Source organism: Homoserinimonas sp. A520 (assembly GCF_054489245.1).
Genome location: NZ_JBTMWX010000002.1, coordinates 528,425 through 549,363 on the forward strand (window position 1 = coordinate 528,425; position 20,939 = coordinate 549,363).

The 20,939-nt window shown below is 66.2% G+C and carries 18 protein-coding genes and 2 tRNA genes; 13 read left to right on the plus strand and 7 right to left on the minus strand.

The window, feature by feature from the left end; all coding sequences use genetic code 11:
* Positions 1-33: 33 nt before the first annotated feature.
* Genes ACX3PH_RS07130 through ACX3PH_RS07145 form a run of 4 tightly spaced genes read left to right on the plus strand, consistent with a single transcriptional unit; the run spans position 34 to position 3,602 of the window.
* Positions 34-519 carry a ribose-5-phosphate isomerase gene (locus ACX3PH_RS07130; protein WP_459090855.1) on the plus strand — a complete coding sequence of 162 codons (486 nt, stop codon included), beginning with the start codon at positions 34-36 and terminating at the stop codon, positions 517-519.
* A gap of 3 nt (positions 520-522) precedes the next feature.
* The gene (locus tag ACX3PH_RS07135) at positions 523-1,494 is read left to right on the plus strand and encodes an Fpg/Nei family DNA glycosylase (protein WP_459090857.1); all 972 of its coding nucleotides are present in this window, start codon (positions 523-525) and stop codon (positions 1,492-1,494) included.
* 48 nt (positions 1,495-1,542) lie between these two features.
* Positions 1,543-2,157 (plus strand): FMN-binding negative transcriptional regulator, encoded by a 615-nt coding sequence (locus ACX3PH_RS07140; protein ID WP_459090859.1) that lies wholly within the window; start codon positions 1,543-1,545, stop codon positions 2,155-2,157.
* Positions 2,154-3,602: an amidohydrolase gene (locus ACX3PH_RS07145; RefSeq protein WP_459090861.1), complete on the plus strand. Its 1,449-nt coding sequence runs from the start codon at positions 2,154-2,156 to the stop codon at positions 3,600-3,602. The genes ACX3PH_RS07140 and ACX3PH_RS07145 overlap by 4 nt, the downstream gene beginning before the upstream one ends.
* On the opposite strand, the gene ACX3PH_RS07150 is transcribed toward ACX3PH_RS07145, so the two are convergent.
* Together ACX3PH_RS07150 and ACX3PH_RS07155 are read right to left on the minus strand one after the other, a co-directional pair.
* Entirely contained in the window at positions 3,595-7,446 is a 3,852-nt protein-coding gene (locus tag ACX3PH_RS07150) for an SCO7613 C-terminal domain-containing membrane protein (RefSeq protein ID WP_459090863.1), read from the minus strand. The two genes, ACX3PH_RS07145 and ACX3PH_RS07150, sit on opposite strands and share 8 nt — an antisense overlap.
* A gap of 195 nt (positions 7,447-7,641) precedes the next feature.
* Positions 7,642-7,812, minus strand: coding sequence for a DUF2510 domain-containing protein (locus ACX3PH_RS07155; RefSeq protein ID WP_459090865.1), 171 nt, complete (start codon positions 7,810-7,812; stop codon positions 7,642-7,644).
* A 312-nt stretch (positions 7,813-8,124) separates the two neighbouring features.
* On the opposite strand from ACX3PH_RS07155, the gene ACX3PH_RS07160 reads away from it, so the two are divergent.
* Positions 8,125-9,054, plus strand: a complete 930-nt coding sequence (locus ACX3PH_RS07160; protein ID WP_459090867.1) for an NAD-dependent epimerase/dehydratase family protein — start codon at positions 8,125-8,127, stop codon at positions 9,052-9,054.
* Here ACX3PH_RS07160 and ACX3PH_RS07165 read toward each other — a convergent pair.
* A tRNA-Gly gene (locus tag ACX3PH_RS07165) sits at positions 9,023-9,096 on the minus strand. The two genes, ACX3PH_RS07160 and ACX3PH_RS07165, sit on opposite strands and share 32 nt — an antisense overlap.
* A gap of 170 nt (positions 9,097-9,266) precedes the next feature.
* Between ACX3PH_RS07165 and ACX3PH_RS07170 the strand changes: the two genes are divergently transcribed.
* From ACX3PH_RS07170 to ACX3PH_RS07190, 5 genes are all read left to right on the plus strand, one after another.
* Positions 9,267-9,340, plus strand: a tRNA-Pro gene (locus ACX3PH_RS07170).
* 75 nt (positions 9,341-9,415) lie between these two features.
* Positions 9,416-10,804: a trigger factor gene (tig, locus tag ACX3PH_RS07175; protein WP_459090869.1), complete on the plus strand. Its 1,389-nt coding sequence runs from the start codon at positions 9,416-9,418 to the stop codon at positions 10,802-10,804.
* Positions 10,805-10,862: 58 nt separating this feature from the next.
* Positions 10,863-11,525 (plus strand): GntR family transcriptional regulator, encoded by a 663-nt coding sequence (locus ACX3PH_RS07180; RefSeq protein ID WP_459090871.1) that lies wholly within the window; start codon positions 10,863-10,865, stop codon positions 11,523-11,525.
* Between the two features lie 98 nt (positions 11,526-11,623).
* Positions 11,624-12,268, plus strand: a complete 645-nt coding sequence (locus ACX3PH_RS07185) for an ATP-dependent Clp protease proteolytic subunit (RefSeq protein WP_459090873.1) — start codon at positions 11,624-11,626, stop codon at positions 12,266-12,268.
* Between the two features lie 19 nt (positions 12,269-12,287).
* Positions 12,288-12,980 carry an ATP-dependent Clp protease proteolytic subunit gene (locus tag ACX3PH_RS07190; RefSeq protein WP_459090875.1) on the plus strand — a complete coding sequence of 231 codons (693 nt, stop codon included), beginning with the start codon at positions 12,288-12,290 and terminating at the stop codon, positions 12,978-12,980.
* A 105-nt stretch (positions 12,981-13,085) separates the two neighbouring features.
* On the opposite strand, the gene ACX3PH_RS07195 is transcribed toward ACX3PH_RS07190, so the two are convergent.
* The 3 genes from ACX3PH_RS07195 to ACX3PH_RS07205 all read right to left on the minus strand — a co-directional run bounded on the left by ACX3PH_RS07195 (position 13,086) and on the right by ACX3PH_RS07205 (position 15,086).
* Positions 13,086-13,709, minus strand: coding sequence for a copper resistance CopC family protein (locus ACX3PH_RS07195; RefSeq protein WP_459090877.1), 624 nt, complete (start codon positions 13,707-13,709; stop codon positions 13,086-13,088).
* Positions 13,706-14,383, minus strand: a complete 678-nt coding sequence (locus ACX3PH_RS07200; protein WP_459090879.1) for a YcnI family copper-binding membrane protein — start codon at positions 14,381-14,383, stop codon at positions 13,706-13,708. The genes ACX3PH_RS07195 and ACX3PH_RS07200 overlap by 4 nt, the downstream gene beginning before the upstream one ends.
* A gap of 64 nt (positions 14,384-14,447) precedes the next feature.
* Positions 14,448-15,086, minus strand: a complete 639-nt coding sequence (locus ACX3PH_RS07205) for a hypothetical protein (protein ID WP_459090881.1) — start codon at positions 15,084-15,086, stop codon at positions 14,448-14,450.
* A 198-nt stretch (positions 15,087-15,284) separates the two neighbouring features.
* Here ACX3PH_RS07205 and clpX point away from each other — a divergent pair, with 198 nt between their 5' ends.
* Genes clpX through ACX3PH_RS07220 form a run of 3 tightly spaced genes read left to right on the plus strand, consistent with a single transcriptional unit; the run spans position 15,285 to position 18,853 of the window.
* A complete protein-coding gene (gene clpX / locus ACX3PH_RS07210) occupies positions 15,285-16,562 on the plus strand; it encodes an ATP-dependent Clp protease ATP-binding subunit ClpX (protein WP_459090883.1) in 1,278 nt (425 codons plus the stop codon).
* A 56-nt stretch (positions 16,563-16,618) separates the two neighbouring features.
* The gene (locus ACX3PH_RS07215; protein WP_459090885.1) at positions 16,619-17,602 is read left to right on the plus strand and encodes a S66 family peptidase; all 984 of its coding nucleotides are present in this window, start codon (positions 16,619-16,621) and stop codon (positions 17,600-17,602) included.
* 33 nt (positions 17,603-17,635) lie between these two features.
* Positions 17,636-18,853, plus strand: coding sequence for a benzoate/H(+) symporter BenE family transporter (locus tag ACX3PH_RS07220; RefSeq protein WP_459090887.1), 1,218 nt, complete (start codon positions 17,636-17,638; stop codon positions 18,851-18,853).
* Positions 18,854-18,879: 26 nt separating this feature from the next.
* Here the strand turns inward: ACX3PH_RS07220 and ACX3PH_RS07225 are convergent, their stop codons facing one another.
* Positions 18,880-20,901 (minus strand): M3 family metallopeptidase, encoded by a 2,022-nt coding sequence (locus tag ACX3PH_RS07225; RefSeq protein WP_459090890.1) that lies wholly within the window; start codon positions 20,899-20,901, stop codon positions 18,880-18,882.
* Positions 20,902-20,939: the final 38 nt, after the last annotated feature.

Below are 20,939 nucleotides of genomic sequence, written 5' to 3' on the forward strand. Positions count from 1 at the left end.
CCTCGGCCGATTGCGCCGTTCTAAGCTGGAACCATGCGCATCCACATCGCCACCGACCATGCCGGCCTCGAGTTCAGCCAACGGCTCCAGTCGTACCTGCGCGATGCGGGCCACGACGTCCTCGACCATGGCCCGCAGTCGTACGACCCGGTGGATGACTATCCGGCCTTCTGCATCAACGCCGCCCGCGCGGTCGTGACGGACCAGTCGGCTGGCACCGAGGCGCTCGGCGTGGTCTTCGGCGGCTCCGGGAACGGTGAACAGATGGCGGCCAACAAGGTCAAGGGTGCACGGGCCGCCCTGGTGTGGAATGTGTCAACGGCCAAGCTTGCCCGCGAGCACAACAACGCGAACGTCATCTCCATCGGTGCACGCCAGCACACCGTCGATGAGGCCATCCTGTTCATCGACACCTTCATTGCGACCGAATTCCCCGGGGACGAGCGGCATGAGCGCCGCATAGCGCAACTGGCGGAGTACGAGACGACGGGTGCCATCGCCGGGCACGAGATCGTCTAACCGATGCCCGAGGGTCATTCCGTCCACCGCATCGCGCGGCAGTTCGCCCTGCACTTCGTGGGGCATCGAGTCGCCGCATCGTCGCCACAGGGGCGGTTCGCTGCCGGAGCCGCCGAGCTCGACGGCCACGTCATGACCGGTTCGAAGGCAGTCGGCAAGCAGTTGTACCTCGACTTCGAGCACGACCGGGTGCTCCGGGTCCACCTGGGCATTTATGGGGCGTGGGATTTCGCCGGCGACATTACAGCGGATGCCACCACAGCATCCGCCACCGGTCGGATGGGCCAAACGGCCATGCACGGTACCGTCGTGGGGGAGCACGAGGACTCGCTGGGCAGCATTGGGGCACCTCGTCGAACTCGCCTCCGCATGGCGGAGCAGGAACAGCTGGGGGAGGAACTCGACACCTTCCCGCCGGAGCCGATCGGTCAGGTGCGGGTGCGGTTGTTGACGGATGCCGCGGTCGCCGACCTCCGGGGCCCTACCGCCTGCGAGGTGCTGAGCCCTGGCGAAGCCGACCTTCTCATCGCCAGGCTCGGCCCCGACCCGATGACCACCGATCATGCCGAGGGCGAGGACCGGTTCGTCCAGGTAGTCCGGAAGAAGCCGACGCCGATCGGCCTGCTGCTGATGGACCAGAGCGTGGTCGCGGGCATCGGCAACGTGTACCGGGCAGAGCTGCTGTTCCGCGCGAACCTCAACCCGCACACGCCTGGGAAGCTGATCCCCGAAGACACACTGCGCCAGCTCTGGCGCGACTGGGCCCACCTGCTCGCCATCGGCGTCGAGACCGGGCAGATGCTCACCATGGACGGTCTGGAGGGCGACGCCTACCGTGCTGCGCTGGCCAGTCGCGACGACCGTCACTGGGTGTATCGCCGCGGAGGACTGCCCTGCCGGGTGTGCGGAACCCACATCGTCATGGAGGTTGCGGCAGCCCGAAAGCTGTACTGGTGCCCCCGGTGCCAGGCGTAGGGAACCTGAGCGCCTGAGGCGGCCCTGATCTCGTGCCAGAGTAGGAACATGAGACATACGCCGTCGTATCTTCTTGAGGATCCGGATGAGGTCAAGCGCCTCATCAGGGAGAACCCGTGGGTGACCATCGTCGCCAATACCGCGAAGGGCCTGGTCGCCTCGCACTACCCGGTGGTGCTCGAGGAGGGCCGCGACGACATCAGCATCGTCAGCCATGTTGGGCGACCGGATGACCGGCTCCTCGAACTCGGAAGCGCTGAGGTTCTCGTGGTCGTGCAGGGACCGCACGGCTACGTCTCTCCCGGGTGGTACGACGGTACCCCGAACGTCCCGACCTGGAACCACGTGACCGCCCACCTGTACGGCACGCCAGAGATCCTGAGCGATGAGGAGAACTGGCGGGTGCTCGGCGAACTGGTCGACCACTTCGAGGATCACCTTCCGCATCCGAACCGCCTCTCCGACAACGAGGAGTACGGGCGCGAGATCTTCTCCGGCACGGTCGGTTTCCGCCTGGTCGTCACCCGGTTCGACGCTCGGGCGAAGCTCAGCCAGAACAAGTCGGAGGAGGTCGTTTCCAATGTGATCGACGAACTCGAGCACAACCCCGTCTACGCCCAGCCGGGGCTGGCTGCGGAGATGCGGAAGGTGCACGACCGATGAGCACGATCTTCCGGAACGCACGCCTGGGCAACGACGTCCTCGACGTGCTTGTCGAAGACGGGACGATCACCGAGATCGGCTCCGCAGTGGACTGCACGGCCGAAGAGGTGCACCTGGACGGCCGCTGGCTGGTCCCCGGCCTCTGGGACAACCACGTGCACTTCAGCCAATGGTCGATGGTGCAGCAATGGCTTGATCTCTCGGGCGCTGAGTCTGCTGCAGTGGTAGCAGCCCAGGTCGCAACAGCATCCGTCGCCCGTCCAGCCAGCGAAGACGGGCCCTTGATCGGCTTCGGCTTTCGCGACGGACTGTGGCCGGATGTTCCGAACCGGGCCATGCTCGATGAGGCCGCGGGCTCCACAGCCGTCGTATTGGTGAGCGCCGACCTCCACGCCACCTGGCTGAACTCGGCGGCGCTCGAGCGGTACGGCCACGCCGGTCATCCAACCGGGCTGCTCAAGGAGGACGACGCGTTCGAGGTGACCCGGCGCATCAACACGGTTCCGGATGCCACTCTCGACGGTTGGGCGATCGCCGCCGGCGAACAGGCGGCACTGCGGGGCGTTGTCGGGGTGATCGACCTGGAGATGCAGTGGAATCTGGAGAACTGGACCAGGCGCACCGCTACCGGGTTCGATTCGCTGCGGGTCGAGTTCGGCATCTACACCCAGCACCTCGACCGGGCCATCGAGCTCGGCCTGCGCACCGGACGAGCCATCAACGATCTCGTGACCGTCGGCATGTACAAGGTGCTGACGGATGGCTCGCTCAACACCCGTACCGCGTTCTGCCACGACGAGTACCCCGGCCTGGAGGGGCAGGAGGATTCGCACGGCTTGCAGACCATCACGCCCGACGAGCTTCTGCCATTGATGCGACGCGCATCGGATGCCGGAATCATCCCCGACGTGCACGCCATCGGCGACCTGGCCAACACCCTGGCCCTCGACGCCTTCGAGCAGCTGGGCCGCGGCGGCCGCATCGAGCACGCGCAACTGCTCAACGTGAGTGACTTCGAGCGTTTCGCCGAGCTCGGCGTGGTGGCCAGCGTGCAACCAGAGCACGCCATGGATGACCGCGATGTCGCCGACCGGTATTGGGGTGGCAAGACGGGACGCAGCTTCGCACTCAAGAGCCTGCTGGACGCCGGCGCGGAGCTGGCCCTCGGTTCCGATGCCCCGGTCGCTCCGCTCGATCCGTGGGTGACCATCTCTGCAGCGGTCGGCCGTGCCCGCGACGGGCGGGATGCCTGGCATCCGGAGCAGGCTATCGGTGTCGATGCAGCGCTTGCGGCCTCCACGCGCACGCGGGTGGCTGTCGGCGAGGTGGCCGATCTCGCAGTCGTGGAGCGGGATCCGTTCACGTCAACACCGGATGAACTGCGGTCGATGCCGGTCGCAGCAACAGTGCTCGGCGGCCGGTTCACCCACCGCTCGCTCACCTGAGCGCGGCGATCCTTCCGACGGCGTCTTTCAGGTTCTGGATGCGCTTCTCGTAGCGGATGGCGAGGATCACCAGCAGCACTCCGGCGAGGCCCGCCCACAGCCACCACTCCTGTGACTCGTAGACGGCGCGGATCTGCGGTGCGAAGGTCGCGAACCCGTGAATGAGCGCGACTACCAGGCCGAGAAGGAACGGCGCTTGCAGGCGCCGCACCGCTCCCACCACCAACACGGTGACAGCGACACCTCCGAGCCCGACGAGGCGCCAGAGTTCGGGCTCGGTGAACGAGTTCAGGAGGCTCGGCACCATGAGGACGGCGAGTGCTGGTGCGAGCGAACGCCAGCTGCGGGCATCCGGTTCCGAGCCCAGGCGGATGCGACCAGTCACCAGCAGGGCGATCGCTATGGGCACGGACGCCAGCTCGATCGGATCGAGCGCCTGCACCACCAAGCCCATGAGAGCGGCCAGGGAGGCGACCACGACCGCGACGGTTGCGACGAGGCGGGTGAGCGGAGCACTGTCGAAGGCGTAGGCGATGATGTGGATCGCGCAGAGCAGGGCGACGGTGGCGATGGCTCGCATTGTTCCCAGGGTCTCGTCGAAGAACCCTTCCGTCTCAATGGCCGCAAGGGACACCATTCCGACAATCACCAGCGCCTGGCCGACCAGCCGTCGCGCACGGGCGCTTGCATCGGCTCGTTCCCTGGACTGGCCGAACGCGGCGATGAGCAACACCGCCAGGGCCGCGATGATCCAGCCGTCCGGTTCAAGGTCGCGGTGCGATGCGAGGGAAGCCCGACCGCCGGCCGTGACGAGCACGCCGATTGCACCCGAGAGCGCCATCGCGTCAAGGAACGGCTGGGCGGCGCTTCGAACGACCAGGCTGCTGACGAGCAGGAGCGCCGCGCAGACTGCGAACATCACGATCGCCCGCGTCGGATCGCCGCTGACGGAGTTCGCCGCCAACGGCAGGATCGCCACGAGCAGGCCGCAGAGTGCGACGATCGGCGCTGCTTTGCCCGTGGTCTGGGCTCGCCGCGCGGCGCGATGGATGAGATAGGCGATCGCCAGGAGCGCCCCGGCCAACGGCAGCACATACGGTTCCAATGCCTCGACCTGGGCGCTGGAGAGCCGCCACCACAGGCCGGCCGTCGCCACCGCGAGGGCTGCCCAGCCGAGGTGCCGTCGCGGGGAACCGGATGCGAACAGCCCGTCCGGACTGATTGCGATCAGGAGCAGCGTGACACCGGCGAGCACCAACACCAGCCAGCCGGCCGGAGCGTCGATGTAGATTGCGGCCACGACGGCGGGGACACCGACGATCGCGACCCCGGCTTCGCGCGCCCAGCGCGGAGTTCCGGTCGGCCGCAGGAGTGTCACGGTGAGCGCGCCGGCCGCGCTGAGCAGGGCAGCCGTGATGGGAACCACCGATTGCGCGAACTCCGAAAGATCAAGCACGCGGGCGAAGGAGTCGACAAGCCAGAACACCGCCGGTGCGAGCGCGATCGATGCGACGATCCGTTCGGGCCGCAGCGACGCGTTGACCCGCAGGCCGACCCACAGCAGGAGCGCGCCCAACAGCAGCGCGGCCGAGACGAGGCTGGTGACCGGCTGCGGCAGCATGAGCACCGGCTGGCTGATTGCGGTGTCGACAACGGTGTTGTGGGCGATGAAAGCGGATGCCCCGGCGACGACGCCCGCGATCCAGAATGTTGTCTGCCGGTCCAGGGTGCTGACGAACCGACGGTAGTCGATGGCCGCGGCGGCGAGGACGATTGTCGCAACCAGCGTCAGCAGGACGGTCTCGTTGATCAGCACCAGCTCCCACGGAGCGCCCTCCTCCCAGGTTGCGAACCGGGCAGTTGCGACGACACCGACGAACAACAGCACGGTGGCCAGGCCGAGGAAGATCGCTTTCCACTCCGCTTTTGCCGTGAGCGCACGCGAGGCCAGCAGGGTGACGATCGTTGCTGCGGTGGTGAACAACCAGGTGTCCAGCGAGGCCCACCCGACCAGGAACATCAGCGTGGTGGCCGCAACAAGCACGCTGGCGAAAGAGACGCGGTAGCCCGCGGGAACCGTCGTCGCACGGGTGCGAAGGAGCAGCACGAAGGCTGCCATCCCGATGCCCAGCCATCCGGCCAGCACGAGCCACAGCTGGGGGAGTTGGGCTGCTGCCAGGATCAGCACGACACCGGTTCCCCACGCCAATGCTGTTCCGCGTTGGCGCATTGATCCGGTCAAGAGCCAGGCGGCTGCCGCCAGGCCGACCACGCAGGCCAGTGCGAGCACGGCGAGGTCGGTGGGAGGCTCGGTGATTGTCAGGCTCAGTGATGGTTCCGCTGTCCACGGATGCCCGAGGCCGGCAACCAGTCCGGTGCCGATGGGCATCGCGGCGGTTGCGAGCGGCAGCAACGCGGTCAGGGCGAGAACCCCGGCTGCTCCCCAGGTTGCGAAGATCGATGGCGCGCGAAAACGGGTGGCCGACCAGCGGCCAGCGGATGCCTCGAGCAGCAGCGCGATTGCGGCAGCGGCGATCACGGGAACGAAGATCGCGAAGCCGGTGTCGTCTGCCGCGACGCGTAGTGCACCGACGGAAACGGCGGACGCGGCAGCGACTCCGCCGATGGTGGCGAACGCCAGGCCGAATGCCCGGACCGCCGGGGTGGACGCGCGGTCCGCGGTGGCGGAGGCAGCGAGAGCGAAGGCGATCAACGCAGCCGCGGCGCAGGCCATTGTTCCGCCCCAATCGCTGAACGGTTCGACCGCCCAGGACACCATGAACGCTGCCAGCAATGCGAACGAGGAGGTCGAGACCACCAGCATCCGCTCGAGCGTGCCGTGGAAGGGCGGGCGGGGGACCAGACCGTGCGCGAGACCGGTGACGGCGGTGGCGGCGAAGGCGGTGAAGACTCGAGTCGCCGGCTCCGCGCCATCCATGAGTCCCCAGAGCAGGATTCCGATGCCGACCGGAATTCCGGCCCATCCGACGATGCTCGCCGCTCGCACCTGGGACAGCCGGTGCCAGGCGATGAAGAACACGCTGGCGATCGAGACGGTGGCGCCCCAATAGACGGCGCTGTCGGCGCCTCCGAGGCCGAAGAAGTCGTTGGCCCGCAGCGCGTACGCGTCGAGGTAGACCAAGACCAGGGCGAAGACGGCGAGGCCCTCGGCGCTGGCAATCAGGGACTTGCGCCTGAGCAGGGAAGCGGACACGAAGGCCGCGACAGTGATCGAGGCGATGATGACCGACCGCCAGACGATCCCGTAATTGATGAAGGCGTAGACGAGGAAGAAGATGGCGAAGATCGACAGCAGCGAGACGCCGGCGATCAGCAGTGCCACCTGAACGCCGGAACGCCGTGGCGCACCCGGCTGCTGCGGGGCATCCGCTGCCGGTGCCAGGATGTTGACTGGCGGGGTTGGCTGAAGCTCGATTGCAGTGGGCAGTGACCACTCCGGCGCTGTGGTCCCTGGCTCGGCGGCTGCTGGCGCCGCGGCTGCCGGTGTCTGGGCTGCAGCTGTCGGGGCTGCAACTGTCGGGAAGGTGGTCGCCGCGGCGGGCACCGTCTCAGCAGGGACGCGCGGCTGGGAGCTTTCGTAGCGGATGCGTCCGATGACGGCGACTCGTTGCGAGAGGCTGTCGGATGCGTCCTGCGAGGCAGCGGCGAGCTCGGCAGCAGCCGGATGCCCGAGGTCGAGGCCGCACTTGGTGCACACGATGGCCTTCAGCGGGGTGAAACATGCCGGGCACCGGGTGGTGTCTGTCAATGCGCCCGGGCTGGTCGGCCAGAGGACGGTGCCGGCGTGGTTTCTGAACTCGGCGTAGTTGTCAGCAGGCGGCACTGGTTTCCCCTCTGGAGTTGGTCTGCGCTCAGGTTAGTGGAGAGGCGCGCCGTAGCCGGGAGGTCAGGCCCAGGCTGGGGACAACCTTGCTGAAGGGCCGGCGAAACAACAATGGAGCCCCCTCGTGGGGGCTCCATTCGCGAAGCTGGCGACGGCTTCGCAGGCTGTGTTCGCGCCGTTGCCGGCGCTGAATAGTTACGGGGCGGTTACCAACTCCGTGCGGTACGCCGACGAGACCTGGATCTCGGGGCGGGGCGCCTGAACGTCGTTGGTCCACATCATGCCGTTCCACCAGCGGACCTGGGGGAGACCGAGCGGGTCGTGGTACCAGCCGGCGGGTGCTTGGGTTTCGGTTGCGAGAGACACGGGGATGACTCCTGAAGGGGACGTGCCCGTCGGGTGCCGGGCATATCGGATGGGGTAGCTCTGATGTTAGCCCCCTCTCCGGGGGACATTGCAATAGGCGTCGGGGTACATTTTCGTGAATAACTCAACTCTTCGATCCCCGTCCTATAAGGGAAGGAGGGGGGTTAGCCTGAAAAGTGCTGGGGGATGGACCGTGCTGTCTGTCGCACTTTTGTTCTGGACCTACGGCCCGGTTACGCTTTCAGTTAGCCAGAGGGCCTCAACGGCAACGGGCGCGTGATCCGACCTCGCTCCATTGGAGGAGATGAAGAAATGCAGGTACTTGTAGCCGGAGCTACCGGCACCCTCGGGGGCCCGCTGCTGCACGCGTTGCGGAATGCCGGGCACGAGGTTATCGGCATCGCCCGCTCCGAGAAGAGCGCGGCGGTCGTGCATGAACGCGGTGGCCGGGCGGTCATCGCCGATGTGATGGACCGGGATGCCCTTCTGCGTGCGGTCGATGGCGTCCGTGCCGATGCAGTGCTGCACGAGTTGACCGCGTTGAAGAAGGCCCCGGCCAGGTTCTCCGATATGGCCGAGACCAATCGCCTGCGCATCGAGGGCAGCACGAACCTGCTGGAGGCGGCTCGCTCGGTCGGCGCCACGCGGTTCGTGACCCAGTCGATCATCTTCGGTTACGGATACCAGGATGTCGGGAGTGTCGACGAAGGTGCCCCATTCGGCGAGCCCGCCGGCGATGCGACCGACGAGCCGATCCAGGCCATGGTGTCGGCCGAGCAACAGGCCTTCCACGCCCCGGGCATCGACGGCATCGCGCTGCGGTACGGCCTGTTCTACGGTGCGGATGCCGCCACCATGGTCGGCATGCTGAACCGCTGGTCGCTCCCGGTGCCCACCAAGTGGCGGGGGACGCTCGGGTTCATCCACCATGAGGACGCTGCTGCGGCCACCGTCGCCGCCCTCGAGCGCGGCACCGCCGGGAGGGCGTACAACATCGTCGACGACACGCCGGTGTCCTGGCGGGAGTTCGTCGAGACCGTCGCGCGGGTGTACCGAACGAAAAAGCCGATTGCGCTCCCGGATGGCCTCTTGCGAGCTGTGGCCCCGTACGCGGGCATGATGATGACGCGGGTCAACATGCAGGTGTCGAACCAGCTCGCGAGGCAGGAACTCGGATGGGGGCCGCGCTACGCGAGCGTTGCGGAAGGCCTGGAGGGGATGACGGGAATCGAACCCGCGTAATCAGTTTGGAAGACTGAGGCTTTACCATTAAGCTACATCCCCGCAATTTCCGGCTTGTTGGCCAGAAGTGCGCTGCAATCCTAATACAGGTCGCGCGGGCCTCGGGGACAGCCGAGCCGAACAACTCAGCTAGACTTACCAAGGCCATTTTCGCCGCGACGAGCTTGTACGTCGGTGGGGCCACATCCGCAGTGAGATTTTCGCAGCGAACCCGGGGCGTAGCTCAGCTTGGTAGAGCGCTCGGTTTGGGACCGAGAGGCCGCAGGTTCGAATCCTGTCGCCCCGACAAAACCCAGAATTGTGAACCATTGGAACACCACGCGTCGCAATCGCGAACGATCAAACAGGAGAGTCCCACCTCGTGAAGACCACGGTTGAAAAACTGAGCCCCACCCGCGTCAAGCTTGTCATCGCGGTGACGCCGGAAGAGCTCAAGCCGAGCATCGACAAGGCGTACACGCAGATCGCCGGGCAGATCAACATTCCGGGCTTCCGCAAGGGCAAGGTTCCTGCACCCATCATCGACCAGCGCGTCGGCCGCGGCGAGGTGCTCAATCAGGCTGTCAACGACGCCCTCGACAAGGTGTACCGCCAGGCGGTCGAAGAGAACAGCATCCGCCCGCTGGGTCGCCCAGAGGCTGACGTCACCACGCTTCCCGAGCTGAAGGACTTCTCTGGCGACCTCGAGGTCAGCGTGGAGGTCGACGTTCGCCCCGAGTTCACCCTCCCCAAGCTCGATGGCCTGAAGCTGACCGTCGACACCGTCGAGGTGACGGATGAAGACGTCGAGACCGAGCTGAACAGCCTGCGCGAGCGTTTCGGCACCCTGGTCACGGTCGACCGCCCGGCCACGACCGGCGACTTCGCCCAGATCGACCTGATCGCCACCATCGGCGGCGAAGAGGTCGACACTGCGAAGGGCATCTCCTACGAGGTCGGCTCCGGCGAGCTGATCGATGGCATCGACGAGGCGCTGGACTCTCTGAGCGCCGGCGAGACCACCACTTTCGAGGCTCAGTTGCTCGGCGGCGAGAACGAGGGCGAGGCCGCCCAGATCACCGTCACGCTGATCGCCGTCAAGGAGCGCGAGCTTCCCGAAGCAGACGACGACTTCGCCCAGATCGCCAGCCAGTTCGACACGATCGACGAGTTGAAGGCCGACCTCAAGCAGCAGGTCGAGAAATCCAAGGTCTTCGGCCAGGGCGCACAGGCTCGCGACCAGGTCGTCGACAAGCTGCTCGAGACTGTCGACATCCCGGTGCCGCCAAAGCTGGTCGAAGACGAGGTGCACCGCCACCTGGAGAACGAGAAGCGCCTCGAGGACGACGCCCACCGCGCCGAGGTCACCGAGTCCAGCGAGAAGACGTTCCGCACGCAGATCCTGCTCGACTCCATCGTGGAGGCGGAAGGCGTGAAGGTCAGCCAGAACGAGCTCACCCAGTACCTGATCCAGGGTGCCGCCCAGTACAACATGGAGCCGGGCGAGTTCATCCAGGTGCTCGACGGCAACGGCCAGATCCCCGGCATGATCGCCGAAGTCGCCCGCAACAAGGCGCTCGCGGTCGTTCTCGGCAAGGCGAAGGTTGTCGACGGCAAGGGCAAGGCAGTAGACCTGACCGATTTCACGGCAACGGATGATGGTGGCGACGATTTCGTCGAAGCCATCGCCCCTGAGGCCCCGGCCGACGGCGGCAAGGACCGTCACGGCCGCGCCCCAGGCCACGAGCACTACGGACACGACCACAAATAGCGTCCGCGGTGCACACCAGCACCCATCCGCGACTTCATCCGGCCAGAAAGGCCCGGCAGTGACGAACCCGCTCAAGTTCTCGCCTGAGCCGCTGACGGTGTCAGTGGCCGCAGACACGGTGCACGAAAGACTTCGTGACGCCATCCTGAGTGGTGAACTGCGGCCGAACATGCGCCTCGTCGAGGAAGAACTTGGCAGTTGGCTGCGGGTCAGCCGCACCCCGGTGAGGGAGGCCCTGCTGAGGCTGACCCAGGAAGGCCTGGTGCAGCGCTCGCGCGGCTGGATCGTGCGTGAGCACGCGCCGGAGGAGTTCCTGCGCATCCTTGAGGCGCGCGCCGCGATCGAGGGTGCTGCAGCGGCGTTGGCCGCCAAGAACATCACGGCCGACGAGATCGCCGAACTCAAGCAGATCGTTGAGCAGATCGACCACTCCGGCACGACGCGCACCCAACTCAACGAACTCAACAAGCGCTTCCATACGATCGTGACCGCGGCAGGCCGCAACTTCCTGCTCGACCAGTTCTCCCAGCGCACCCGCATCAGCTACTGGAACTTCACCATCCAGAACCTGGTCAGCGCCGAAGACAACAAGATCGCCAACGACCAGCACCGGGAGATCATCGCCAGGCTCGAGGCCGGCGACTCCGAGGGCAGCCAGGCAATGGTTCGGGAGCACATCGAGCGCACGCAGCGCATCCTGGCCGAGGCACTGAACCTCTGAGCAGCACCCGCATTCTTTGCCTACAGCGAACGCGGCCGAATGGGCCCGCCCGCTCGGATAGATTCGACATACGCGATAACTGAAATGGAGCGTAGGCAATGGCCCAACCGGCATTGGTCAGCAGTGTTTTCGACCAACTCCTCAAGGATCGCATCATCTGGCTCGGGTCAGAGGTGCGCGATGACAACGCCAACGAGATCTGCGCGAAGATACTTCTTCTCGCCGCAGAAGACCCAAAGCGCGACATCTACCTGTACATCAACTCACCCGGCGGATCCATCACGGCCGGCATGGCGATCTACGACACGATGAAGTTCGTTCCGAACGACATCGTGACCGTCGGCATCGGCCTCGCCGCCTCGATGGGACAGTTCCTGTTGTCCTCCGGCAACAAGGGTAAGCGGTACATCACCCCGAACGCACGCGTCCTGCTTCACCAGCCGTCCGGCGGATTCGGTGGAACCTCCGCCGACATCCAGACGCAGGCCAAGGTCATCCTCGACATGAAGAAGCGGATGGCTGAGCTGACTGCCGAGCAGACCGGCAAGTCGGTCGAGCAGATCCTGATCGACGGCGACCGCGACAACTGGTTCACCGCGCAGGAGGCGCTCGAGTACGGATTCGTCGACCACCTTCGCGAGTTCGCATCCGACGTGGCCGGTGGCGGCGGAACTGATGTCACAACCTCCAAGGCTGCCGCTCCTGAGGCCGCCGCGTCCGACGACGACCAGGACAAGAACTAGGGATCGGTAGATAAACCACATGGAATTCACTAACCCTTCGACACGCTCAGGGCAGGCTTCGCTACACCAGGCCGGCGGAGTCGCGCGCCCTGCAGAGTCCCGCTACATCCTGCCGACCTTCGAGGAGCGCACGGCCTACGGCTACAAGCGCCAGGACCCGTACGCGAAGCTCTTCGAGGACCGCATCATCTTCCTCGGCGTGCAGATCGACGACGCGTCAGCAGACGACATCATGGCCCAGCTGCTGGTGCTCGAGAGCCAGGACCCGGACCGCGACATCGTCATGTACATCAACTCACCGGGTGGTTCGTTCACCGCGATGACGGCGATCTACGACACGATGCAGTACGTGCGCCCGCAGATCCAGACCGTGGTTCTCGGGCAGGCGGCATCCGCTGCGGCAGTGATCCTCGCGGCCGGCACGCCCGGCAAGCGCCTGGCGCTGCCGAACGCGCGCATCCTCATCCACCAGCCGTCGGCCGGTGACTCAGGCCGCGGCCAGGCGTCGGACATCGAGATCCAGGCGCGCGAGATCCTGCGCATGCGCGAGTGGCTGGAAGAGACCATCGCCAAGCACTCCAACCGCACCAAGGAGCAGGTCAACAAGGACATCGACCGCGACAACATCCTGAGCGGCGCCGAGGCCCAGGAGTACGGGCTTGTCGACCAGGTGCTCACCTCGCGCAAGGGGCTTCCCGCGATCGCAGGCTAGCGTTCTCAAGCTGGTCGAGCTCGCTTAGCTGGTCGAGCTCGTCGAGACCTCCGCACCCGAGCTACTCGGGACGGGTCTCGACGAGCTCGACCAGCTTTTCGCTGTCTACTTCTTCCTGCGGCTCAGCACCAGCATGGTGGTCGCTGCCGCGATCACGACGGCGGCGATGGCACCCCCGATCCACAGCAGGTCACTCGGCGCCGGCGCCTCCGCTTCTTCCGGTGCCGGCGCGATCGGTTCTTCTGTGACGTCCGGTTCGGGCGTCGGCTCCTGCTGGGCCGCCTCACCGCACACCGGCGGTGTTGCCGATCCTTCGCTCGACTCGGTGACATCATCCGGGGTCCAGGCGAACGGAATCTCACCAGACACGGTGTGACCGTCGATGGAGACAACCTGCCAGGTGAGCAGGTAGGAGCCGGGTGCGCCCAGCGCGGCGACCGCGGTCATCGACGGTCCATCGACCGCCACGCAGCCGTCACCGTAGAACAACCCGTCGGCATCCTGCACCTGAAGCGCGAAGCCGCCGGCGTCGGCACCCAGGTTGAGCAGGTCGTCGTTGGTCGTGATGACGAACTCGTCTGGAAGTGCGGTCAGAACATCACCCTCAGCAGGTGTCGAGGAAACCAGATAGTTGTGGGCGCTGGCCGGTGTCGCGACGCCGATCGACATCCCGAGCGCGAGCAGGCCAACAACTCCCAGCGACGCTGTGCGCCGTGCAACCGTGGTCACTTGCCGACCTCCTTCCGACGTGATGCAATACCCATGATCAGGCCGACCGCTCCGAGCGCCAGTCCGGCGATGCCGAGCGTCCTGGCGAGCGGGTCTTCAACGCTCGCGCTCAGAGCTTCGCTGTCGGAGTGCCCGGCGGCAAGCGGCTGATCGGAACCGGCAGCTGCCGCATCCGCGTGCCCGTGGCCGTCGGCGGTCGCCTCGCTCAGCACGAGGGACGGCGCCGGATGCTCCGGCTCAGTCTCCCCGTCGGCCTGCGCCTCGGACCAATCGGTCGATCCGACCTCGCACTCCTGCAGCACAGGGAAGACGAGCTTCTCGCCGGCCGGCAGGTCGGGGAGCTTCACCGACAGTGCGAACGTGGTGCGTTGCCCGTCGATCAGCGGTTGATCAGCCGAGTAGACGACCTGATTGCCCTGCTGGGCGATGGTCCAGCCGGGGTTCACGGTCGGGGTGACCGACTGGATGCTCTCCGGGACCGAGAAGGTGAGGGCGGTGGTTGGTGACCCTTCGCATCCGTGTCCGACCGAAAAGGTGAGCACCGAGTACGACGGTGCTGCGGTGCTGGTCGGGTCCACGGTGACGTGGGCGTTGGCGGCCAACGGGGTTGCTACGGCCAGCAGGGCCGCCGCACCGAGTGCGGTCGCGACCTTGACCGGGGTTGATTTCTTCACACATGATCCTTAACTAGTGGCCTGATGGCCGAGAAGGTGAACTCGTCTGGTTCGCGCGCGAGCGTTACGCAAACCGCAGGCCTGCGGGTGGACCGCGGTGGGTCAGCGACGAGGTCAGGATCAGTTGTCGGTGGGGAATCTCGGCCCGCTGGCCGGTCGGAAAGCGTCTGCTGGCCGGCACTCGGTCGGGAATGTGAGGCAGCGGCCAGCGCAGAGTCCCAACGAACACCGCAGCAACGACCAGTTCCGCGACGCGACGCACGGCCATCAGGGAGCGCTCACCGCGCACCGCCAGCGCGAACGTGAGTACCGCTGCGCCGAGGTGGGCCGCCAGCATCCACAGGTCTGATGACACCGCGTGTGATAGCGCTGCGGGGGATTGCCCTGAAGCGGTTGGAGCGAAAGACAGTGAACCGTGGTGACCCACGACGACAGCGCCCGGTGTAGACCCTGCCGTACCGAACAAGCTGAACAGTCCGTGGTAGATCAGCTGGCTGATGGCGACGGATGCTGCCAGGCGCCGCCGCGAGAAGTGCCTGGCGGCCAGGACAACGCAGGCGACGCTGGAGAACGCCAGGGCCAATGCGATGGCGGCGATAGGCGGATGCCCGCCATCCGCAACACCGTGGGACAAGGCTGCAGCGAAGGTGGCGAAAACTGCGACGGCCTGGCCGCGAATCACGCGTGCCCAACGTTTCGTCATGCTCTCCCCAGACCGGAACCTGTAATCCCAGTCTATTCGGAGCGGTCCGGCCATCGGACTGGTCGCGCATTGGCGCCTCGCCGGCCATTCGGCGCGCCGGTCACAATTCGCCTCCGGTGCATAACAGTGTCGGAGTATCGGGTTAGGCTCGATACCAGCATTTCGTTGCACCAGGTTTCACCGCACAAGGAGGTTCACATGGCTCGGATAGGCGAGAGCGCCGACCTGCTCAAGTGTTCCTTCTGCGGCAAGAGTCAGAAGCAGGTGCAGCAGTTGATCGCCGGGCCTGGCGTGTACATCTGCGATGAGTGCGTCGAATTGTGCAACGAGATCATCGAAGAGCGCCTGGCTGAGGCCGGCGAAGAGACGGCCGGCTCGTTCGAGCTCCCGAAACCGAAAGAGATCTTCAGCTTTCTCGAGGAGTACGTCATCGGCCAGGAGCCGGCGAAGAAGGCCCTTTCCGTCGCGGTCTACAACCACTACAAGCGCATCCGCGCACGCAACACCATCACCTCGGCAGACGCCGTCATCGACGATGTCGAGATCGCCAAGTCGAACATCCTGCTGATCGGCCCGACCGGTTGCGGCAAGACCTACCTCGCCCAGACCCTCGCCAAGCGCCTGAACGTTCCGTTCGCGGTAGCGGATGCCACGGCACTCACCGAGGCGGGCTACGTCGGTGAGGATGTCGAGAACATCCTGCTCAAGCTCATCCAGGCCGCCGACTACGACGTCAAGCGGGCCGAGACCGGGATCATCTACATCGACGAGATCGACAAGATCGCCCGCAAGGCCGAGAACCCGTCGATCACCCGCGATGTGTCGGGTGAAGGCGTGCAGCAGGCACTGCTCAAGATCCTGGAGGGAACCGTCGCATCCGTTCCCCCTCAGGGAGGGCGCAAGCATCCGCACCAGGAGTTCATCCAGGTCGACACCACCAATGTGTTGTTCATCGTCGCGGGTGCCTTCGCCGGGCTGGAGGAGATCATCTCCCAGCGTGCGGGTAAGAAGGGCATCGGCTTCGGAGCTCCGCTGCACAGCAAGGGCGACGACGTGAACCTGTTCAGCGAGGTGCTGCCGGAAGACCTGCACAAGTTCGGCCTGATCCCGGAGTTCATCGGGCGCCTGCCGGTCGTGGCCACAGTCACGCCGCTTGACCAGGTCGCCCTGATGGACATCCTGACCAAGCCGAAGAACGCCCTGATGCGCCAGTACCAGCGGATGTTCGAACTGGACAACGTCGAACTCGACTTCGAGCCTGACGCACTCGAGGCCATCGCCGACCTTGCCGTGCTGCGCCAGACCGGTGCCCGCGGGCTGCGGTCGATCATGGAGGAAGTGCTCGGCTCGATCATGTTCGATGTGCCGTCGGATGACGGAATCGGGCGCGTCGTCGTCACCAGGGAAGCGGTGCTCAACAACGCGGCACCCACCATCGTGCCGCGCAAGCCGGAGCGCCGGGAGAAGTCAGCCTGACCCTGCGGCCTCCCCGTCTGCGCCCAGCCCGTCTACACCGCGGCGACCGTGTCGCCGTGGTTGCTACCAGTTGGCCCGGGTCGTCGGTGTTCCCCAAGGTCTACCAGCATGGCCTGCGAACGCTTCGTGACGTGTTCGGCCTTGACGTGGTCGAGTACCCGTCGACCAGGTTCACCCCGAAGGAAGCCTGGAGCAGGCCCGAGGCGAGGGCAGCCGACCTCAATCGCGCCTTCGCCGACCCGGAGATCGCCGCGATCTTCACGGTGGTCGGTGGGGACGACTCCGTTCGCATCCTGCCGCACCTCGACCTCGACGCTGCCATCGCGCACCCCAAGGTGCTCCTGGGGTACTCGGATACGACGACGCAGCTCCTGACTCTCGCCTCCGCCGGCCTCACCACGTTCAACGGCCCGGCGGTCATGGCCGGCCTCGCACAGCTGGGAAGCCAGCCGGGGGTGGAGGAACATATCCGGGCGATCCTGTTCGAGCCGGCGGGCAGTTACGACTACCGGCCGTACGGTTACCGCCTCGGCGACGCACCGGATTGGGCAGACCAGCCGGGCGACCAGGCGGGGGAGCGGATGCCGGATGCCGGCTGGCGCTGGCTGCAGGGGTCCGCGCCGGCGCGAGGCAGGCTGGCCGGCGGCTGCATTGAGGTGCTCGACATGATGATCGGGACCCCATGGTGGCCGGCTGCCCCGTTCTTCGACGACCGGATTCTCTTCCTGGAAACGTCGGAGGACGTTCCGACGCCGGCGCAGGTCGGCTTCTGGCTGAGGAATTACGGAGCCCAGGGCATCCTGAACCGCATCAGCGGTCTGGTGTTCGGGCGTCCTCGTGGCTACACCGCCGACCAGACCCGGGAGCTGGACCGGATCATCGTGGAGCGGCTCGGCGAGTGGGGCGTCACAGATATCCCCGTGCTCGCTGGAGCCGACTTCGGGCACATCGACCCGCAGTGGATCCTGCCGCACAATGTGCTTGCAGAACTGGATCCGGTCGATGATCGGTTCCGGCTGCTCGAGTCCGCCGTTTCCTGAGCCGGGCACAGAGCGTCTGAGCGGGCAGGCGGCGTGGCTGCCCCTAGGCTGGAGCTGCTCGCGACGGTGACCTTCGGGTCGAGAAAGGCCCGATACCCCATCTTCCAGTCTGTCTCAGCGGGCCTGGTCGCCTCGATCAGCGGCTTTGCGACCTCGTTCGCACTCGTCATCGCGGGCTTGCAAGCAGTCGGCGCCACCAACGGGCAGGCCTCGTCGGGCCTTCTGGTGCTCTGCCTGACGACAGCCATCACGTCGATGGTGCTCGCCTGGGTGTACCGGATGCCTATTTCCACGGCCTGGTCGACGCCCGGTGCCGCACTCCTGGTGGCGGCCGGCATTGATGACGCGAATTTCGCGGCTGCGGTGGGCGCTTTCATCCTGTGTGGCGCGCTGATCATCCTCTGCGGGCTGTGGCCGGCGCTGGGACGGCTGATCACCCGCATTCCGACCCCGCTGGCAAGCGCGATGCTGGCCGGCATCCTGTTTCCGATCTGTCTTGCGCCGGTGACGGCGATGATCGAGGTGCCCGCGCTGGCCTGGCCGATCATCCTGGTGTGGGCGATCCTCTACCGGCTCGCTCCGCGCTGGGCGGTGCCGGCGGCCATGGTCGCAGCAGCGGTGGCGATCGCGTTGTACGCCGGGGACGATTGGTTGCAGTCCGCGACGATCGCTCCGCAGTTGACGTTCGTGGCGCCGGTGTTCGATCCGGTCATCATGGTGAGCCTCGGTTTGCCGTTGTTCATCGTCACCATGGCGGGCCAGAACGTTCCCGGGTTCGTGGTGATGAAGACCTTCGGCTACGAGACGCCCGCGCGCCCGGCACTGATCAGCACCGGGGTGGGAACAGCGGCCGGCGCGTTCTTCGGCGGCCACGCCATCAACCTCGCGGCAATCACCGCAGCGATCATGGCCAGCCCGGAGGCGCATCCGGACAAGACGAAACGATGGATTGCCACCTTCTCGGCCGGGGTTGTGTACCTGCTGCTGGGGCTCGGTGCCGGGGTGGCGACGGCCCTCGTCGCGGCGGCCCCGACCATCCTGATCATCGCCGTCGCGGGGCTCGCGGTACTGGGCGCGCTCATCACGTCGATCACGAGCGCGCTGGAGGCGCCGATGCACCGGGTGCCGGCGATTGCCACTTTCCTGGTGACAGCATCCGGCATCACGATTCTCGGGATCGGTTCGGCGCTCTGGGGGCTGCTTGCCGGGGGCGTGCTCATGCTCTGGCTGAGCTGGGGCCGACGGCGCTGAGCGTCGAACGCTCCTGAGCCGACGCGCTACCCGAGCCCGCGCCTCTTCAGCAGCGGATCAATGACGGCGTCGCGCCCACGGAAGTCGCGGAACGCCTCCAGCGGGTCCTTCGAACCGCCGACGCCGAGCAGCCGTGAGCGGAATCGGTCGCCGTTCTCCCGGGTGAGCCCGCCGTTCTCCTTGAACCACTCGACGGTGTCGGCATCCAGCACCTCGCTCCAGATGTACGAGTAGTAGCCGGCGTCGTAGCCGCCCGAGAAGGTGTGGGCGAAGTAAGTGCTCGAATACCGCGGCGGAACCGCCGGGTTGCCGAGGCCCACGGAGGCGAGCGCGGCCTCCTCGAACGCAGCAACGTCGGTGATGTCCGCATCCGCTGCGATCAGGTGCCAGGCCTGGTCGAGCAAAGCAGCGCCCAGATACTCGCTGGTGGCGAACCCCTCGTTGAACTGTTCGGACGCGTGCAGCTTGTCGACCAGTTCCTGTGGCATCGGCTCGCCAGTCTCGTGGTGCATCGCGTAGTTGGCCAGGACCTCGGGCCACAGCATCCACATCTCGTTGACCTGACTGGGAAACTCCACGAAGTCGCGGAAAACGTTCGTGCCGGCGAACTTCGGGTAGGTGACCTGGGCGAACAACCCGTGCAGGGCGTGGCCGAACTCGTGGAAGAGCGTGTTCACCTCGTCGTAGCTGAGCAGCGTCGGCTCGCCCGCGGCCGGTTTCGGCACGTTGAGGTTGTTGACCACGACGGTCGGGTGTCCAAGCAGCCGGTTCTGCGAAATGAGCGGGTTCATCCAGGCGCCACCCCGCTTCGAGTCGCGTGTGTAGAGGTCGAGAAGGTAGAGCCCCAACCCGGAACCGTCCTCATTGCGCACCTCGAAGACACGGGCGTCGGGGTGGTAGGCGACCAGGTCGTCGCGTTCGCTGAAGGTGACGCCGTACAGCTTCGTCGCCGCGAAGAAGACCCCCTCGCGGAGCACGCGCTCGGACTCGAAATACGGACGCATCGACGCGGTGTCGACATCGAACTTCGCCTGGCGCACCTTCTCGCTGTAGAACGCCCAGTCCCAGGCTGAAATCGGATGCCCGGCCAGCGCTTCGAGGTCGGCCTGTTCGGCCAGGGCGTTCCGTGCCGCCGCGGGGGCGAGCCTGCCCAGCATCCGGGTGACGGCCTCCGGGGTGCCGGCCGTCTCATCCGCCGTTACCCATGCTGCGTGACTGGTGAAACCGAGCAGGGATGCCCGCTCTGCGCGCAGCCTGGCGATCTGGAGAACCAGCTCCCGGTTGTCATGGTCACCGCCGCGGGTTCCGCGGGAGCGCGACGCAGTCATCAGGCGTTCCCGAACACGGCGATCGGTGAGCTGGGACAGGTACGGATGGCCGGTAGGCAGCACGAGCGTCACCAGGAACTTGTCGTCGAGCCCGCGCTCCGCGGCGGCCTCGGCCGCGGACGACAGCTCGCCTGCGTCCAGCCCATCGAGTTCGGCGGCGTCGTCGAAGACCACCGCGAGCTCGTTGGTGTCCGCCAGCAGGTTCTTCTCGAAGCGGGTGGTGAGAGTGGAGAGCTCGCGGTTGTACACCTTGAGGCGTTCCTTCTCGTCGTCGCCGAGGCCGGCGCCGGCGAGCGCGAACTCGGTGGAGTAGCGTTCCAGCAGGTAGCGGCTCTCGGCATCCAGTCCCAGCTGCAGGCGACGCTCGTGAAGGTGGGCGATACGCCCGAATAGCTCAGGGTTCAGCACGATGGCATCGTGGTGGGCGGCCAGCAGCGGTGCGATCTCCTCCTCCAGTTCGTTGGTGAAGTCGTTCGAATCGGCGGATGCCTTGTTGTAGAAGACGGCGGACACCCGATCGAGCAGCTGGCCACTCGCTTCCAGGGGGATCAGGGTGTTGGCGAACGACGGTTCGTCCCGGCTGGTGGTGATCGCCTCGATCTCGGCGAGCTGGTCGGTCATGCCCCTCTCGAACGCGGCGCGATAGTGGTCATCTGTTATCTCGGCGAACGGGGGGAGCCCGTAGGAGAGCGGACTCGGGGCGAAGAACGGGTTGGTCATGCATCTGAGCTTATTGCGGAGGCTCGCTGCCCAGCGGG

Bases quoted from the DNA above. Each gene is read 5' to 3' on its own strand.
- ACX3PH_RS07130 (WP_459090855.1), top strand. From the start codon at position 34: ATGCGCATCCACATCGCCACCGACCATGCCGGCCTCGAGTTCAGCCAA.
- ACX3PH_RS07145 (WP_459090861.1), top strand. From the start codon at position 2,154: ATGAGCACGATCTTCCGGAACGCACGCCTGGGCAACGACGTCCTCGAC.
- ACX3PH_RS07140 (WP_459090859.1), top strand. From the start codon at position 1,543: ATGAGACATACGCCGTCGTATCTTCTTGAGGATCCGGATGAGGTCAAG.
- ACX3PH_RS07160 (WP_459090867.1), top strand. From the start codon at position 8,125: ATGCAGGTACTTGTAGCCGGAGCTACCGGCACCCTCGGGGGCCCGCTG.
- ACX3PH_RS07135 (WP_459090857.1), top strand. From the start codon at position 523: ATGCCCGAGGGTCATTCCGTCCACCGCATCGCGCGGCAGTTCGCCCTG.
- ACX3PH_RS07205 (WP_459090881.1), bottom strand. From the start codon at position 15,086: ATGACGAAACGTTGGGCACGCGTGATTCGCGGCCAGGCCGTCGCAGTT.
- ACX3PH_RS07185 (WP_459090873.1), top strand. From the start codon at position 11,624: ATGGCCCAACCGGCATTGGTCAGCAGTGTTTTCGACCAACTCCTCAAG.
- ACX3PH_RS07225 (WP_459090890.1), bottom strand. From the start codon at position 20,901: ATGACCAACCCGTTCTTCGCCCCGAGTCCGCTCTCCTACGGGCTCCCC.
- ACX3PH_RS07190 (WP_459090875.1), top strand. From the start codon at position 12,288: ATGGAATTCACTAACCCTTCGACACGCTCAGGGCAGGCTTCGCTACAC.
- clpX (WP_459090883.1), top strand. From the start codon at position 15,285: ATGGCTCGGATAGGCGAGAGCGCCGACCTGCTCAAGTGTTCCTTCTGC.